Raw genomic sequence first — 18227 nt, forward strand, 5'->3', positions numbered from 1 at the left:
TGAAGGAAGAGGAATTTGGGTGTACTCTTTAAAAATAATAAAACGGAAAGAAGATTATTAATTTGAAGAAAATCATCCTCCTCTTTGCAGCAGTAGTCATTGCGAGCTCTCTCGGACATCAAATAACCGGCGGATATATGGACCCTCGAAAATCCCGCCCTCGGTATATACATTTGAAATAAGGAATCCGCTTTTGCGCTTGATTCCTTATCATTTCGGAAGGCAATAAATATTAATATTTTAAGAAACGATCATGGAATTTAAATTTGTGCAAATATTTTCTCAATTGGACTTATATTAAATCCCCTTATTTCGCTCCAAACAGATCACCCTCACTTGATATACAACCATCTTACCCATTTTTTAATATACACGTTATAGCCTTTTTTCAGTTCATTCCAATTGGCTTTTTCACTTTTTCGTCGATTTCCCATTGAATCGTTGGCAAATTTTCGGACTTAGAGCTCATCGATATCCGGTTTTTCAAATATCGCTTTGGTGACACTTCAATGTTGTGTCATCCTCACATTCTGGTTTCAAGGGAAAACAGTCCTGATTTTTTAAGTCAGGAGGGATACAAATCCGATTATTCAAAAAGTTATTTACTGATCCTACTTGAAAATGAATTTCACGTCCAACCTCGGCAAATGTGTGATCATTTTCAATCAGAGTTTTTTCCATGGTCAATGGCAGGGTTGTGTAGTCATTATTAAAGTTCCCATTATTATGAGACCCGCGTATGCCAATGCCAGCTTGGATAAAGTTATTTTCGGATTTTTCGACATGGTGAATCTTGTTTCTTTGTAGTTTCGTGAACTTGTTGGAACTAAGAAACACGATCCCGTTGTTGAAACTGTTTTCAATGGTATTGTCTTCAATGGTCGCATTTTTTGTCACGTGGATGCTGATGCCTCCATGTGACTCTACAGCGGCTTGGATATCGCTTACGTAATTATCCTTAATCACTACCGAGTCCAAGAACCCCATCTCCATTTTGGTCAGGTCCGTAAATTGTGCTCCGGTAACGGCTATGCCTCGTTCTGTAATCGTGTCATTTTTTTCTATGCCATAAAAATCATAATCACCCTTGGTTCCCACTCCATGGCTGTTAATTCGATTCCCTGAAATCGTAATGTTTTGAGGCGGGTAAGCGGACATCTTGCCTTTATCATACTCCATTCCTCCAACGACAATGGGGAAACGTGTATTTAAGATGACATTGTTCGTGAATGATACGTTTTGTCCCGAATGTGTGTCGATTCCCTCCCATGTCGGGTTGTTGGCGACCACGTTCTGATCGACCACAATGGTATCGCTTGGCGGGAACTTCGCTTGCGCTTTGGCATCATCTGTTGTATTGACTTTCCTATGGCTAAAGGCCACCCCATAGCTTTGCTGAACACTTCCAACGGTTGCTCCTGGCCAAAGATCACTAACGGTCGCATGCTTTATGGTCACGTTATTCGCTGAGACGCCGCCAATGCCCGCATATCCAATATCCGTGATACTCATGCTTTTTTTAGAAATGGGATCGGATCCTTTGATGGTTACTCCATCCACATGCTCTAAATAGATGCCATACCCTTCATATCCCGTAATATGAACATCCTCAATCGTGATATTTTTCAGCCGTTTCGCGTCACCATCTTTATCATTTATCGGGTAATCACCCACTAAATCATCCGTTGATTTCGTTTGATCAATAGCGGTAATCTGGATGCCTCTATGTCTTGATGAATAATACTTCCTTGGTTCTCCTGTTACGGCATCTTCTGTTTTTCTTTTCCCATCCAAAATAAGATTTTTTATGCCCATATGACTTTCCATTATTTTAATGGTAACAGGGTCACTTCTTGATTCAGTACAGATTGTCGTGACAGCCTTTCCATTCTCCACTGTTCCTTCCAAGGTAACTCCAGATTTCATCACAATAAAGGCACTCGCCGTGAAATTCCCTTTTGATAAGAGAACGGTCCCTCGTTTTCCGGTTTCCCCATCCTTCGGAAATTTTGAAGCACTTAGAACGGCATGATTAATAGCAGATCTTACGGATGACGTTGTAGAGTTGGGTGCTAATGTTGACGTTTCCATCAGGGTATTGTTGTGTTCGAATAATTGGATTGTCGTTCCTGTTGTTGGTTCGCAATCCGGATTTGCTGCCGCTGTCATGGATGGGAGCGGAAAGAAAACGGCCGCAAACAGAATGAATATTACGGTACTTCTACATACTTTCATCTGAAAACTCCCCATGCATGTAATTATTCCTTGATAATTGATAACGTTGAATGCTTACCCTTGAGACGTTCGAGTCATTTATTATCCACCGTTCAATCAGCCAAAGATGGTTTTGGAGTATAATTTTGCGAACTCTAAAGTTTCAATAGGATGGCAACACACCATTGTTATCACTGTAAGAAACGTTGCCATTGCTTTTTCTTGCATCTTCTTTCTCTCCTCTTCTTTTTTGTAATACCAGATATATTACAAGAAAGAAGGGAACGGGAAATTTCATTATTAAAACGAGAAATACCAAATCTGACATCATGAAATGAAAATGCACATATAATCATTGACCCACGCCTAGCAAAAAGCCGCTGAAAATTAGAGCTGTAGTAACCCATGCTTTAAGTGAGGACATCCAGATCGAAGATGGAGATGTGTTCATTTTAATGAAGTAACAGCTAACATTTTTTCAACGTCTGTAAAAAGGGAAGTGTAGTCGCCTGTTACATGTTGGTTTCAATTCACGAAAACGCGATAGGACCCAATATGGGTCCCTAAAATTTGAGTATAGGAATTAGTTCTGTCTTAAAACCTTAATTACTTTCCTGATCATTTACCTCCAATATCAGATCACCTTCATTTGATATATATCCATCTTTTCCTGTTTTATCGATATATACGTTATAGCCCTTTTTCAGTTCGATCTCTATTGGTTTTTTCACTTTTTCGTCGATTTCCCATGGAATCGTTTGCAAGCTTTCGGTTTGCGTTTCATCTTTTATATCGACAAATACTCGGATTTTATCGGTTGTCCTTGATAGTACATAATTCCCCGCTGGGATTTCTGTACCGACCACATAATGACCAGGATCTTTCATGATGATTTGTTGATTTTTTTTCACTGTTTTTTTAAATTCAGAAGGCTTGAATTCAATCTTCCCTTTAATCGAGAATGTCACATTCATATGATATGGCTCTGCATGTAAAACAGCATTTTTGTGCATTTTATCGCTACCAACTACCGCTTCATTATCGAGGGCTTTAATATCATAATAGCCCTGATCGATATCCTTTCCGACAATGATGTTTTGTGACTCCAACACCTTATAGGAGGCAGCATTATTTTCTGTATTTCTATTAGCGGCACTCATCGCTGATGGAACAATGTACATTTTATAGATAAGGAATCCGCCTACTAATATGAATAAACTAATCGCGGCTATTCTTTTATTTAAGGTCAAGGACGATCCCTCCAATCTATACTCAGCTGAAAATGCTTTAATATATCCTTAATTACTTTCCTGATTGTTTACCTCCAATATCAAATCACCTTCATTCGATATATATCCATCTTTTCCCGTTTTTTTGATATACACGTTATAGCCCTTTTTTAGTTCGATCTCGATTGGTTTTTTCACTTTTTCGTCGATATCCCATTGAATCGTTTGCAAGCTTCCAGATTTTGTTCCATGTCTAATATCGACAAACACTCCGATTTTATCGCTTGTTCTTGATAGTACATAATTCCCCGCTGGTATTTCTGTACCGACCACATAATGACCAGGATCTTTCATGATGATTTGTTGATTTTTTTTCACTGCTTTTTTAAATTCAGAAGGCTTGAATTCAAACTTCCCTTTAATCGACATTTTCGCATTCAGATAAAAAGGTCTTGCATGTAAAACAGCATTTTCATGCATTTTATCGCCAAAAAACTCCGCTTCACTATCGAGAGCTTTAATATCATAATAGCCCTGATCGATATCCTTGCCGACTATGATGTTTTGTGACTCCAACACCTTATAGGAAGCAGTATTATTTTCCGTATTTCTATTAGCGGCACTCATAGCTGATGGAAAAATGTACACTTTATAAATAAGGAATCCGCTTATCAATACGAGTAAAGTTAACGCGGCTATGCTTTTATTTAGAGTCAAGGACGATTCCTCCATTATCCATCTTTACATACTCATCGGCTAATGCCTCCAGGTCCTGTTTATGATGGCTTGTCAACAGAATGAGGGCGCCGCGCTCTTTTTCTTCCTTCAAGATTCGATAAACTAGCGTAACACCTTCTTCATCGATGGCATTTGTCGGTTCATCCAATAATAAGATGTCCGGTTTTTCAAATATCGCTTGGGCGACGCTTAGACGCTGCTTCATTCCTAACGAAAATTTTCCAACCTTCATTTTTGAATCAGGATCCAGGCCGACTCTTTTTATATTCAGTTTAATATCCTCATCAGTGGCGATGTTCCTGATTTTTGCTAATATTTTCAGATTTGTATAAGCGTCATATTGGTGCAGCAGCGAAGTGTTTTCAATAATGACACTAATATTAGCAGGAAAGGAAATATCTTTATGAAGAATTTTTTCGTCTATGGCAATTTCTCCTGAGCTTGGCATGATTAATCCTGCAATCGCTCTAAGCAGCATCGTTTTACCGGAGCCATTCCTTCCATACAAACCATAAATTTTCCCGCTGTTAAACTCATAATTGATATCATGCAAAAGTGTCTTCTTCTTCATCATTTTATGTAAAGAGCTAATTCGTATTTTTGTCATTGTGCACCTCTTTAAATTAAATCGATTTTCTTTAATCGTCTATAGGTTAAAACAGTTAAAATGATCGTCATTACATTTAAAACGATATAAGCATTTACTGTTGATATTCCGCCAGTTTCAAGTACATCACTTCTTACATACATGCCGAAATTGGGAAGCAAAAAATATAAAATCCACGTCAGCTTTTGTGTAGATAATAGAACTCCGCCTAATGTAACCGAAAAAAGCACATAAACATTTATCAGCAATAAAGATACTTCCTCCGTAAAATGAAGTTCGAGTGCCATTTGAATGAAAATCAGGACAAAATTGGACATCATATAAAGACCTGCTATACAAATCAATGATTGGAAATTATCATAAAAAAAGGCCTGATCGACATTATTTATAAAAGCGAATACGATCGAGAAAAGAAGTTGAATTATAGATAATCCAGATATAAGGATCATTAAGTTCACGATTCTTCTAAACCCAAGTTTCACCCTGCTTTTTTCCCTGATCATCAGGTAGACCCCATAACCGGATATATATTGCCGCAAATACCCTAACGACAAAAAACTCAATCCAGAAAAGAACATATACCATGTTCCCAATACAACAAATTTATTACTGATGGGAACTCCGCTAACGATCATATATCCCGTAAGATCGGCTTTAGAGCCATCGAAATAATCAAATAGGAAAATTTGCAACAAAATGACGATCAACATCGTTATGAAGATTCGTTTAGTCATCAGAAACACCAAACATGAAATCTTTTTTCTCGATCGCGAATAGCCCAAGTAAAACCATCACGAGAGATAGAAATAATTCTTTTCCAATCATGATTAGCGAATAATATCCTGTAATTCCGCTGCTTAATAAAGGATCGATAACATTTGCGGAACTGGCAGGGCCCCAATCAATATTCAGCTGACTCTTCATCACATATAAGAGAAAACAGATACAAAAGGTCGCTGCCATCGCTATGATTGAATTGGAATAATCAAAAATGAAATAATAAAGCAGGCCAATCGAGAAATAAATGCACGTTAATAGCGCTAGATTAAGAAGAGATAAGTTCCAATAATTTGATGATATAAAGTGAAATCTATCGAATAAGAAAACAGCTGCGAAATTAATCAATAAAATGATGAACGCAAAGATAAACGAACTTATAAAAACTTGGATGGTCCGTCTCCGATACATGTCGATTCTTGATTTTAAGCGAACGATAATGTGTGGATGTTCATCTTCAATAAAAAAACGATAAAATAGTAACAAAGGAACAATATATGTGATCAATAAATTTTTAACCGAGAGATAGCCTTCTACACTCGCACTTACATCAATGATCAATGGATACGCTGGGTCAAGCTGCTTTATTTTTAAATAATGAATATTATAGGACATCCATAAACATCCAAATAACAGAACAAGCAGCAGTGATACATACACTTTTTTTTGATTAGACTTCATCACTTTTCACCTTATACATGAACCCGACTGTGATGACCGCTAAAAAAAGGATGGTCGATCTAAAGAAAATAAAAACGAAAGCTTCCAAGGTCACTTCGTTAAACGGCTGGATGATCATTGCTAGTGAATAATTCAGTCCTAAAATTTGTGAAAACCAGATAACAAAGCTTAACGGATATGTATACTTTATATCCGGGAAACACCAACTAAGAACAGTCGCCATCCCTGCACATAAACTAGTGTAAAACCCAAAAATGATGATATAAACCACATTAGTGACAGCAGGCATTTTGTTGGCGAGTGTATATAAAGGATTTTCCGGCGATAAATCTGGGGCCAAACCCATATTAAATTCACCATTCATGAATACCAAATATGCAATAATCATGTTTAATAGCAAGCAACCAACCATCACTAAAAAGGCAAATGACATATTTCCTAATAACATGGTTTTATAATAAGAATATCGCCCTTTTTTGGTCGCTACGATATATCGGTAGCCTGTTTTATAGTCTTGGATATAGCTGTCGGCGCACAGAATCAATAGAAAAATGGGCAAAAACCAGATTAGTAGTATTTGCATCATATGACCTAATGAACTTGACTGCAAAAAGGTCGCTAAATGGGGCATGATCCATGATTCTGAAACATTGCCAATCAAGATAAATATGTCAATAATAACAATCGCCACAATACATAACACGATGAACTTTGTTTTTTTATTATTTGTTAATCGATAATAATAACTATTCATTTTGTCTCCCTTTATAAGGCCACCTTGAATCAACAATCATCCAAGGTGGCTTCACCATATTCAACATTTTTATTTATTATATTCCGTGGTGTAATAAGTCTTATACTGGGAAGGTAACATTCTCCCTGTTTCTTCATCCCAATATCCGTCTATAGTATAGGTACTAGAGCTATAATTATTATTTTCTGCCGTTAATCTTACCTCGGTGGCATTGGCACCTGCATTGCCTTTAATATAATAATTGCGCCCACTATTTAAACCGCCGCTACCAGCTTTCACATCTACTGAAGGAGATACGTTCGTGCCATCGCTTCTTTCCAACCAATAAGTCGTATAAGTATTTGTACCTTCTTGTGAATGATACATTCTCACCTTCCATGTATTCCGTTCTGTAGTTGTTTGGCGATACTTTGTACGTGTATATTCGTTGCCTTGCTCTTTCTTAATCTTAAAGGAATATACCGAATTCTCATTCCCAGCTTCAACTGAAAGCGTTCCTAACCCGATTGAGCAAGCTAAAATAGTACATAATGCTATTACTCTTCCCTTTCTTTTTTTCATCATATGTTCTCCTGAAATTTATTTTTGAACAGATTAATGATATATGAACGGCAAGTATGTGAAGTTTCAGAATTAAAATGGGTCATCCCAAATCTGACATCATGAAGAAAATGCACATGATAAATCATTTTCTAGCATTACAGCTCGGAAAAAGGCACGCTCATAGCAAAAACACCGCCGATGAGGAGCGGTGTTTTAATTCGTTTCCACACAAAAAAAGGCCGTTTAACATGTAGTTAAACGGCCTTCACCTACTATTTATTTGGATTTTTTAACCGTTACTTTTGTTGCTTTTCCTGTATTGCCCGCTTTGTCATTTGCTGAGACGTATAATGCGGAGCCTGCTTTTTTCTTGCTGATTTTGATGGAGAAGTTCCCCTTACCATCAGCTTTTGCCGTTCCGATGTTTTTATTACTGTACTTCACGGTAACGGTTGAACCGATTTCCGCTTTACCTGTTAATTTTGTTGCTTTATCGTTTACTTCATTCACTTTCGGTGCACCTGGAGCCGTTTTATCTTTAACCGTTACTTTTGCTGCTTTTCCTGTATTGCCCGCTTTGTCTTTTGCTGAGACGTATAATGCGGAGCCTGCTTTTTTCTTACTGATCTTGATGGAGAAGCTCCCCTTACCATCAGCTTTTGCCGTTCCGATGTTTTTATTGCTGTGCTTCGCGGTAACGGTTGAACCGATTTCCGCTTTACCTGTTACGGTAGTAGCTTTGTCGCTTACTTCATTCACTTTCGGTGCATCTGGAGCTGTTTTATCGAGAACAGTCACGGTTGCCGCCTTGCTTTCACGTTTTGCTAAGTCTGTAGCTGTGACTGAAAGTTTAGTGCCGGCCTTTTGCTTGCTGATTTTCACTTTGAAATTCCCTTTGCTGTCCGTGTTACCTGAACCAATCACTTTTTTTGCGCTATTTTTGATCGTGATTTTCATTTCCGCTTGCGATTGACCCGTTACATACGTATCTTTGTCACTTAAAGCTTTAACAGTTGGCTTGTTAGGGGTTGCACCCTTATTCACGAATACTTTGATTGAAGATACTGCTAGTTTGGAAGAATCAGAGATATTCACAGTAAGCTGCTGCGCAGCTTTTTGAACCGGAATCGTAACGGTGAACGTTCCGTTAGCTGCCGCCGTTCCTTTACCGAGCGTTTTGTTTCCGCTTTTCACTTCGATTACTGAACCTTTTTTAGCTGAACCAGTCAGTTTTGTTTGCGTATCCATCACAAGATTGACTTTAGCTTGTAAATCCACTGCACTAATTGCACTGTACGCATTCAGCCTTCCATATCCAGATACTAAATCTTTTCCGACAGGCAGTTCTACTTCTGGTATTATGATTTCTCCATCTTCAGGTTGATAGTCCTCATAAGGGTCTTTTACATTATCTTCTTCTTCAAAAGCGACATATTCCGATGTCTCATGCAGGATTTCCCTTACCTCATTCACTTTCAACCCAGGGTTTCCGGATAATAACAAAGCTGTAGCTGCCGCAACATGGGGAGCTGCCATTGATGTACCATCCATGTAGGTAACATTCCCATTAGGCACAAGGCTCGGGATTCCTGTCCCTGGAGCGACCATGTCCAATTTCGATCCATAATTGGAATAATCGGATACTAAATCAAGGGCATTGGTTGCGCCAACGGATATGGCGTATTTAGATGATGCAGGATAAGAAAGACCCTCCATCCCATCATTACCGCTTGCTACGACAACCATTACATTCTTGGCGGCTGCATCTTTCAAGGCGTGTTCAATCGTCCTGCTATATTCTCCGCCCAAGCTAAGGTTTATCACCTTTGCTCCATGTTCCACGGCATATTTAATGCCTAGTGCAATTTTCTCATTATCTCCATATCCTGAAGAGTCCAAGACCTTTACAGGCAAGATTTTAGCTACTGGATTGATTCCTTGCATGGAATAACCATTATCTGCTTTTGCAGCGATGATTCCGGATACATGTGTACCATGGCCATTGTCATCGATTGCTTTTTCTTTCTTATCAATGAAATTCTTACCATCCTTCATTTCAACAATACCTTGTAAATCCGCCAGTGAATCATCGACACCTGTGTCGATAACCGCTACCAATGTATCTTTTAAATTACGTTTCTTAATAAGGTTCTGCAGTTTTTCGTTATCGATGTCCGCTCCCTTTATGCCTTCATCGCCCCCGGCGTTATTTAAAGACCATTGATACGGTGATTGTATGTCGGCAGAAAGTGCTTTGTACGTTTTTACCGGCTCGATATATTCCACTTCCGGAAGTTTTTCGATACTGGATAGAGCTGCTGTGCTCATTTTAGCTTGGTTCTTTAACTCTACAACATACATATCATCATACAGAACCTCTTGTTGCTTAGGTGCCGATAATGTTCCATATCCTTTTCCGCTTAGGACAGCGCTTAATGACTTCCCAGGTTTAAGTTTGACGATATATTTGTTCTTTACATTTTTCGAAGCAGGAAGTTCGATTCCCGCTTTGCTTGCGATATCGACGATTTTCTCACCTGCAAGATTATCAAGATCGATTTTCTTTGCCAGGCTGTCCATATCCTTTTTCAATCCAGCCGGTGCGGCATCTGCAGCCATAGTGAACAATTCTTTAATCGCTTTTTGCTGATCTTTGTTAATGTCTTCGGTGCTGCTTGCTCCGTTTTCATTAATATCATCAATCAGGTCCTTAATGACGACTAAATGATCATAGACGGCTTCCCTGGCTTTTTTATTACCAGCAAGATGAAGGGCCAGGAATGGCGAAGCTTTATAGTATAAAGAGGAAAGGGTGCGTCCCTCAGACGACTTCGTGAGAACTTCATCTCTAAACACGCGGAGTGTTTTCAACATGGATTCTCCCGTTTTCTTATCGTTTACACTCAGTTCAACCGGGCAAGATTCAAGCTCTTCCCCTTCGTCCCCGGCAGATGGCGGCAATGTCACTGAATGAGCATTGATGGAGTATTCAGCTACATTTTTTGCATCCGGGATGGGATTTCCCTCATCATCCGTATCGCCGAAATATTCAACTTTAACATAATATGTTCCTTCCCAAGCATATGGGAAATCGACTACAGCTTTTTCATCAGGATAAGAAGAGACAATATAATTGCTCTCATCCTTTTCTGCTTTTTCTTTATCTTGATATACGGAGATATTCAAGACTTTGTCCGAATTGACTTCGAACTCAATATGGGAAAACTTTTGTACTTCTTCTGTTGTGGGACTGATTTGGTACCATTGGACATCCGGTTTTTCAAACTTTCCGTCCAGAGTGTCCCCATTTTTAATCGTTTTTACATTTTCAATAGGCGTTGCAGCTGCAGCTTGAGAATTTAGCGGAACCATCAAGCTGAATATCAGTGTAAAAATAAGTACACACGCCGTAATTCGACTCACATTCTTAAATTTCACGGTTTCCCCTCCAATAATTGGTTAAAAAATAACAGTACTATACCAAACTATCACACTGTAAAATTTTATCAACCAATTTTTTCCCTTTTTTATGTCAAATGCTTGATATATATGGCCATAGAGCTAAAAAATGATTCTCATGAACCAATTAAGCAAGATATTTGCGTTCCGATGCTCCTCTCATGACGATAGTAGATGTCCAATTGGTAGATTGATCGCTAATAGATTTAAATCGGTGAGAATCCTAACATGACCTAATCCCTAGTTCTGCCTGCCCACGAAAAAAAAGCTGCCCAGCAGTAAAAATATGCGGGACAGCTTCCAATCGATTTATTTAGTTTGCGACGATATTGACTAATTTGCCTGGTACGGCAATCACTTTACGAATGGTTTTTCCATCGATTTGTTCTTTGATGGAATCATCACCCATCGCGATTTCTTCCAGTTTTTCTCTCGTAGTGTCAGTCGGCACCATTAATTTCGCTTTGACTTTTCCGTTGATTTGGATGACGATTTCGACTTCGTTATCCACTAACTTCGCTTCGTCGAAAGCAGGCCATGTTCCGTACGTGATGCTCTCGGAATGGCCCAGTTTAGACCAAAGCTCCTCGGCGATGTGCGGTGCAACCGGTGCAAGCAGCTTTACGAAGCCTTCGATATATACTTTAGGAAGCGATTCCGCTTTATAAGCATCATTAATGAATACCATCAATTGTGATATCGCCGTATTGAATTTCAATTCCTCATAGTTCTCGGTCACTTTTTTAACCGTTTGATGATAGACTTTTTCAAGCTTGCCCGTGTCATCCGTTTCGGTCATCTTATCTGTGATCGTACCGTCATCATTGACTAATAAACGCCAGATGCGGTCAAGGAATCGGCGGGAACCGTCCAATCCGTTTGTGGACCAAGCAATCGAAGCATCCAATGGCCCCATGAACATTTCGTACATGCGAAGTGTATCGGCACCATGGCTTTCAACGATATCATCCGGGTTCACGACATTCCCTTTTGATTTACTCATTTTTTCATTATTCTCGCCAAGGATCATTCCTTGGTTAAATAGGTTTTGGAATGGCTCCTTCGTTGGCACGACACCGATATCGTACAGGAATTTATGCCAGAAACGAGCGTAAAGCAAGTGAAGCACCGCATGCTCAGCGCCGCCAATATAAATGTCGACCGGCATCCATTCTTTTAATTTTTCAGGATCTGCAAGTGCTTCCTTGTTGTCCGGATCGATATAACGAAGGAAGTACCAGCTGCTGCCTGCCCACTGTGGCATCGTGTTTGTCTCACGGCGCCCTTTTCGTCCATTTTCATCCGTTACATTCACCCATTCCGATATGTTAGCAAGTGGTGATTCGCCTGTACCTGAAGGCTTGATATCCGTAGCTTTCGGTAAAATCAAGGGAAGATCTTCTTCCTTCACTGCAGACATCGTGCCGTCTTCCCAATGAATGATTGGAATCGGTTCACCCCAGTAACGCTGACGGCTGAATAACCAGTCGCGAAGACGGTATGTTATTTTCTTCGTACCGATTTCTTTTTCTTCCAGCCATTTGATCATGGTCGAAATGCCTTCTTCTTTATTCAATCCATCAAGGAATTCCGAATTCACATGAAGACCATCGCCTGTATATGCTTCACTTGTCACATCTCCGCCAGCTACGACTTCCTTGATCGGCAAGTCGAACTTGACTGCAAATTCATAATCACGCTCATCATGGGCAGGAACGGCCATGATTGCACCTGTTCCATAGCTGATCAACACGTAATCGGCAATCCAGATCGGCATTTTTTCGCCATTTACCGGGTTAATGGCATAAGCCCCCGTGAACACGCCTGATTTATCCTTGGCCAAGTCTGTTCTTTCCAAATCGCTTTTATGTTTCACTTCATCTAAATAGGCTTCAACCGCCGCTCTTTGATCAGCCGACGTAATCTTATCTACAAACTGATGTTCAGGTGCCAATACTGCATATGTTGCACCGAATAACGTATCCGGACGAGTCGTGAACACCGTGAATGTATCATCAAAGCCATCAATATTGAATGTAACCTCCGCTCCCTCGGAACGGCCAATCCAGTTACGCTGCATATCCTTGATGTTTTCCGGCCAATCCACATCGTTCAAATCGTCGATCAAGCGGTCTGCATACGCAGTGATACGAAGCATCCACTGTTTCATCGGGCGGCGCTCAACCGGATGGCCTCCACGCTCACTTTTCCCATCGATGACTTCTTCATTAGCCAATACCGTGCCAAGTGCCGGACACCAGTTAACGGCAACTTCATCAATATATGCAAGGCCCTTTTCATATAATTTCAAGAAGATCCACTGCGTCCATTTGTAATAGTCGGGATCTGTCGTGTTTATTTCGCGATCCCAGTCATAAGAAAAACCTAGGGCTTTGATTTGGCGGCGGAACGTGTTGATGTTGTGCTCCGTGAATTCGGCTGGATCATTGCCCGTATCGATCGCATATTGCTCTGCCGGAAGTCCAAAAGCGTCCCAGCCGATCGGATGCAATACATTATACCCCTGCGCCCGTTTCATCCGTGCCAGGATATCGCTTGCCGTATAACCTTCCGGGTGCCCCACATGAAGACCTGCCCCTGAAGGATATGGGAACATATCCAGCGCGTAGAATTTACGTTTGCCGCTTTCTTCACCTGTCTTGAATGTCTTATTGCCTTCCCAATACTTTTGCCATTTCGTTTCTATGCTCCTATGGTCAAAACTCATATGATTTCCTCCTAATTTCCGTATAAAAAAACAATAAAAAACCCCTCATCCCAAAATAGGGACGAGAGGATTATGTATATCTTCCCGCGGTACCACCCACATTGGCGATAGCTAAAATCCGCCCAGCTTAAAATATCCGTAACATGGATTAAAACGCCAGGCATTACTTTTCACCTTCACACCCGGGACTCCAAGGCGAGTTCACGACCATCCCAGGTTGACTTGCACCACCCGTCAACTCTCTTTACTGGTTTAAACCGTTACTATTCCTCATCATAGTCTTTATGAGAATATTGGATTTTATTACATTCTAGTCAATTTCAACGATAATTGCAATAGCCGTACATAAACATTATCGACAGGTTTTTCTTTATATATGCGAATTCAAGAAAAATCGTGCAAAAAAGGGAGCTATTCATTCATAGCTCCCTTGCTTCCATTTAATGTCGCAGTAAAGTCATTTCATTCCTCAATTGATTCAACTGCTGCTTCATCCGCGAAAGCATTTCCCGTTGCTGGTCATTCGAACTGGCATACAATCGTTCCATATCCGTCAAAGCCTCTTCGATATACCTTTGCGAATTTTGAAATTGTTCATCATCATAATGCTCCTGCCGTGAGGCCTCGTTGAATTCAAACTCTGCAAAATGGAGAGCACCTTCACATTGCTCTAAAAAATGATCGACGGATTGTCTGGTTGCCATTTCAAACCCTCTCCTTCGCGTCTCATTTGGATGATTCGGAATCATCTTGTCTAGTTTGAGCAAATAACGGGTGGATTATCATTTTTTTTGAGCAATCAACCTTTATCCCAAAACTTTTCACCTTGATGGGAAATGAATTGCTCAATCCATTCGGCAAAACCCATGTGGAGTTTCTCGCCTTCTTCAAAATCATCGATATGGCCTTTTACCATTAAATACTCCTTATCGCCTTTAGCGACGGCTTCCCCATCAATGACGATATTATCTTGATAAATGCAGGCCACTTTATAGCATCCCTCGTAGGAATTTTCATATGTGTAATTAATAATATCATCCAGGCTGTATAAATCATTTTCCCCGCCCGATTCTCGTGTTTCGAACAGACGGCATCCATTGGTTATTTTTAAAAACTCCTTATAATCCTCGGGCAGAAGCAGTCCGGTTTTCTTTTCAAAGGAATGAATTTGTTCATCCGAAGCAGGTGAATTGAAGGTGCAAGTGGCTTTGTATATGAATCCATCTTCATTTTCTTCGATCACCTGATTATTTTCGGCTAATTTCTTTTTCATTTGATTAATCGCTTCTTCAACTTGACCGGTCATGTCCATCAGCTCCCGATTGGATATAGTCATTCAAAGATATACTGGGAATAGCAGCAAAATGTTTAGCCCTCAAGTATACAGTATACGCTTATTTTTCAAAAAAAGACCTAGCTGCGAGAATGTTGTATAATATATGTTGCGATTTAATTTATTTAGGAGGTTGCTGATTTGAATCAGGCAAACCCGTTTATATATGCAACGGATAACAAACGATATCATACATGGAATTACCACCTGAGGGAACATTTTGGACATAAGGTTTTTAAAGTTGCCCTGGATGGCGGCTTTGACTGCCCGAACCGTGATGGCACCGTCGCACATGGCGGCTGTACCTTCTGCAGTGCCTCAGGCTCTGGTGACTTTGCGGGCAACAGGGTTGAACCCCTCGACGTCCAGTTTAAGAAGATCAGCGAACGGATGCATCACAAATGGAAAGATGGAAAATATATGGCCTATTTCCAAGCGTTCACGAATACGCATGCCCCAGTGGAAGAACTTCGCGAGAAATATGAAAGTGTATTGACCCAGGAGGGTGTCGTCGGTCTCTCCATTGCGACACGTCCGGATTGCCTTCCAGATGATGTAGTCGAGTATTTAGCCGAATTGAACGAACGGACCTACCTTTGGGTGGAGCTGGGTCTCCAGACAGTTCATGAAAAGACCGCGACGATGATCAACCGTGCCCATGACTTCGATTGCTACAAAGAAGGCGTCGATAAACTGCGGAAACATGGGATCCGCATATGCTCCCATATCATCAATGGCCTTCCTCAGGAAGATTACGGCATGATGCTGGAAACAGCCCGGGAAGTTGCCAAACTCGATGTGCAGGGGATAAAGATCCATTTACTTCATTTATTAAAAGGGACACCGATGGTCAAACAATACGAAAAAGGCCTGCTCGAGTTTCTTGACCGTGACGATTATGTCAGCCTGGTATGTGACCAGCTGGAAATAATCCCCCCAGAAATGATTGTTCACCGCATTACGGGTGACGGTCCGATCGATTTGATGATCGGTCCAATGTGGAGCGTCAATAAATGGGATGTCTTGAATGCCATTGATGCCGAATTGAAACGCCGTAACAGCTGGCAAGGAAAAAATCATCATACGGAGGTACAATCATGAAACTTGACCGAATTTTGCCATTCGCCAGGATTCTGCTTGAAAAAGCGGTCCATCCCGGGGATATAACCATTGATTGCACGATGGGCAACAGTTTTGATACGGTCTTTCTTGCAGGACTTACAGGTGAAAACGGGCATGTCTATAGTTTTGATATTCAGAAAGAAGCCATCCAAACCACAGCGGCGAAACTAAAGGCCGAGAATTTACAAGAGTGCTGCACCCTCATTCACGATGGGCATCAACATTTGAGCAAATACATCGGGAAAGAGCATTCCGGAAAGGTCACGGGTGCCATATTCAACCTGGGCTACCTTCCTGGCGGTGACAAATCAATCATCACCCAAGCCGATACGACGATATCAGCCATTGAACAGCTATTCGAACTGCTGGCGCCTGAAGGCATCATCATCCTCGTCATTTACCATGGTCATCCAGGGGGATCGGCAGAACGGGATGCATTGATGGATTATGTACAGAACTTCCCTCAACAGAAAGCCCATATCCTGAAATACGGGTTCATCAACCAATCAAACAATCCGCCATTCATTGTCGCGATTGAAAAGAGATGATAAATCTGACACCGTTCTGTTCGAACGGTGTTTTTTTCAATCCCAACTCGCAGAAGCAGAATTACCAATCACAACATTTTGAATTTTTCGTCTATAATGATTATAATGATAGAAAATAGATAAGAGGGTGCAGAAAATGGAACATTTGCCTACTTCATTACTGACGGATATATTATCTGAAAAAATCAAAAGGGATTCAAGTGAACAATACGGGGAGTTTGTCAGCTCGCTTAACTCGTTGACAGAAAACCAAAAAACCATGGAGGACCTCAAACAATTCGATCACCATTTTGATAGGTTCCTGCCACAGCTCGATTTAATGATTTCCACTCAAAACCATGAAGCGATCATGAATATGAAAGCGACGCTTTTGGACCTATTCGCCAATGACTTAACCTTCAAATCCATTCATCTTCTATCAACCGCATTATCCAATAAAAAAGAACTTACACACTTGAACCAATTTATGTACCCGGTTACTTTCTGGGCACCGGTGATCAAGTCGAACGAGTTGCTTAAAAACGCAGGCTGATTCAAATAAAAAAACTGCCGAAGGTCTAACCTCGGCAGTTTTTTATTTATCCTGAAGTATGTACTGATCAAACGACATACCCTAATATTTTTAAACGGTTTTCAACAAAACTCAGTGCATATTGAAATACATCATCACGCTCTGGTTCATTGAAGATTTCATGATATAGCTTCGGCCATTCCTTATATTGCTTTTCACTGGCCAAGTTATAATTAAACCACTCACGAACCGCCTTCTTGTTCACGACTCGGTCATCTCCACCCTGCATGACCAAAAGCGGCACATCCTGAAATTCAGGAATCTCTTCAAAAGCATCCTTCATAGCCTGTGCAAGCTCGCGATACCAGCGAACCGAAACCCTTGTGATATATAATGTATCGTTTCTATCGGATTCACGGATTTCTGCGCTTCTCGTCGCCATTTCAGGTGTCAATCCAGATTCAACCCTGAACTTAGGCATCACGATGTTCAAACCATGCGAGATGGTTGTAAGGAACTTCGGCGGCTTCGTCACGAGGCCCAAGCATGGAGAAGAAAGAATTACCCCTGCAATGTCCCATTCCTCTTCCTGAAGAAGGCGTATCGAAATCAAACCACCCATGCTGTGTCCAAGTAAAAAGACCGGCAACGAATATTCGTAAGCCTCTTCTATCCAGCTTTTCACTTCGTCCAAATACTCATCAAAGGAATCGATATGTCCCCGGTAGGCGCGAGTAGTCATACCCTGCCCAGGAAGGTCGCCCATGACGACATGGTATCCAGCCGAAAGCCACATTTGTGTTACCCACTTATAACGTCCGTGATGTTCCATTGCCCCATGAATGATGACAATGACGCCCTTTGCGTCTCCTTCTGTCTCCCATTTCCACATTCGAAATCCCCCTTTCACTTTTCACTTGTTGTGTACGATCCATGATAGTTAAAATAATATATATAAATTATAACCATATTCGTGATTTTCG

16 protein-coding genes and 1 other annotated feature are annotated in these 18227 nt (G+C 40.7%); of the genes, 3 read left to right on the top strand and 13 right to left on the bottom strand.

Annotation, left to right across the window (positions count from 1 at the left end; translation table 11 throughout):
* Positions 1–483 precede the first annotated feature (483 nt).
* The 12 genes from ABC374_RS22170 to ABC374_RS22225 form a co-directional block, all read right to left on the bottom strand.
* The gene (locus tag ABC374_RS22170; protein ID WP_413019791.1) at positions 484–2235 is read right to left on the bottom strand and encodes a right-handed parallel beta-helix repeat-containing protein; all 1752 of its coding nucleotides are present in this window, start codon (positions 2233–2235) and stop codon (positions 484–486) included.
* Between the two features lie 581 nt (positions 2236–2816).
* Positions 2817–3464 carry a hypothetical protein gene (locus tag ABC374_RS22175; RefSeq protein WP_413019792.1) on the bottom strand — a complete coding sequence of 216 codons (648 nt, stop codon included), beginning with the start codon at positions 3462–3464 and terminating at the stop codon, positions 2817–2819.
* A gap of 48 nt (positions 3465–3512) precedes the next feature.
* The gene (locus tag ABC374_RS22180) at positions 3513–4160 is read right to left on the bottom strand and encodes a hypothetical protein (protein ID WP_413019793.1); all 648 of its coding nucleotides are present in this window, start codon (positions 4158–4160) and stop codon (positions 3513–3515) included.
* On the bottom strand, positions 4147–4788 hold the full coding sequence (locus ABC374_RS22185; RefSeq protein WP_413019794.1) for an ATP-binding cassette domain-containing protein: 642 nt from the start codon (positions 4786–4788) through the stop codon (positions 4147–4149). Before ABC374_RS22185 ends, ABC374_RS22180 begins: the two co-directional genes overlap by 14 nt.
* 11 nt (positions 4789–4799) lie before the next feature.
* Complete coding sequence (locus tag ABC374_RS22190) at positions 4800–5522, bottom strand: DUF2705 family protein (protein ID WP_413019795.1); 723 nt, start codon at positions 5520–5522, stop codon at positions 4800–4802.
* The gene (locus ABC374_RS22195) at positions 5515–6246 is read right to left on the bottom strand and encodes a WxPxxD family membrane protein (RefSeq protein ID WP_413019796.1); all 732 of its coding nucleotides are present in this window, start codon (positions 6244–6246) and stop codon (positions 5515–5517) included. Before ABC374_RS22195 ends, ABC374_RS22190 begins: the two co-directional genes overlap by 8 nt.
* Positions 6236–7000: a DUF2705 family protein gene (locus tag ABC374_RS22200; RefSeq protein ID WP_413019797.1), complete on the bottom strand. Its 765-nt coding sequence runs from the start codon at positions 6998–7000 to the stop codon at positions 6236–6238. The genes ABC374_RS22195 and ABC374_RS22200 overlap by 11 nt, the downstream gene beginning before the upstream one ends.
* A 69-nt stretch (positions 7001–7069) precedes the next feature.
* Positions 7070–7564 carry a DUF2712 domain-containing protein gene (locus ABC374_RS22205; RefSeq protein WP_413019798.1) on the bottom strand — a complete coding sequence of 165 codons (495 nt, stop codon included), beginning with the start codon at positions 7562–7564 and terminating at the stop codon, positions 7070–7072.
* A 255-nt stretch (positions 7565–7819) separates the two neighbouring features.
* Positions 7820–10981 carry an Ig-like domain-containing protein gene (locus ABC374_RS22210; protein WP_413019799.1) on the bottom strand — a complete coding sequence of 1054 codons (3162 nt, stop codon included), beginning with the start codon at positions 10979–10981 and terminating at the stop codon, positions 7820–7822.
* Positions 10982–11315: 334 nt separating this feature from the next.
* Complete coding sequence (leuS, locus tag ABC374_RS22215) at positions 11316–13730, bottom strand: leucine--tRNA ligase (RefSeq protein ID WP_350300352.1); 2415 nt, start codon at positions 13728–13730, stop codon at positions 11316–11318.
* 54 nt (positions 13731–13784) lie between these two features.
* Positions 13785–14016, bottom strand: a binding site (T-box leader).
* A 154-nt stretch (positions 14017–14170) separates the two neighbouring features.
* Entirely contained in the window at positions 14171–14434 is a 264-nt protein-coding gene (locus ABC374_RS22220) for a DUF2524 family protein (RefSeq protein WP_101225556.1), read from the bottom strand.
* Between the two features lie 95 nt (positions 14435–14529).
* Positions 14530–15036, bottom strand: a complete 507-nt coding sequence (locus tag ABC374_RS22225; protein WP_350300353.1) for an SMI1/KNR4 family protein — start codon at positions 15034–15036, stop codon at positions 14530–14532.
* 168 nt (positions 15037–15204) lie between these two features.
* On the opposite strand from ABC374_RS22225, the gene mnmL reads away from it, so the two are divergent.
* The 3 genes from mnmL (at position 15205) to ABC374_RS22240 (ending at position 17265) form a co-directional block, all read left to right on the top strand.
* A complete protein-coding gene (gene mnmL, locus ABC374_RS22230) occupies positions 15205–16164 on the top strand; it encodes a tRNA modification radical SAM protein MnmL/YtqA (protein ID WP_413019800.1) in 960 nt (319 codons plus the stop codon).
* Positions 16161–16733: a tRNA 5-(aminomethyl)-2-thiouridylate-methyltransferase MnmM gene (mnmM, locus tag ABC374_RS22235; protein WP_413019801.1), complete on the top strand. Its 573-nt coding sequence runs from the start codon at positions 16161–16163 to the stop codon at positions 16731–16733. Before mnmL ends, mnmM begins: the two co-directional genes overlap by 4 nt.
* Before the next feature lie 136 nt (positions 16734–16869).
* On the top strand, positions 16870–17265 hold the full coding sequence (locus ABC374_RS22240; protein ID WP_413019802.1) for a hypothetical protein: 396 nt from the start codon (positions 16870–16872) through the stop codon (positions 17263–17265).
* A 67-nt stretch (positions 17266–17332) separates the two neighbouring features.
* On the opposite strand, the gene ABC374_RS22245 is transcribed toward ABC374_RS22240, so the two are convergent.
* Positions 17333–18136: an alpha/beta hydrolase gene (locus ABC374_RS22245; RefSeq protein ID WP_350300357.1), complete on the bottom strand. Its 804-nt coding sequence runs from the start codon at positions 18134–18136 to the stop codon at positions 17333–17335.
* Between the last annotated feature and the right edge of the window lie 91 nt (positions 18137–18227).

Source organism: Peribacillus phoenicis (genome assembly GCF_047238085.1).
GTDB lineage: Bacteria > Bacillota > Bacilli > Bacillales > DSM-1321 > Peribacillus.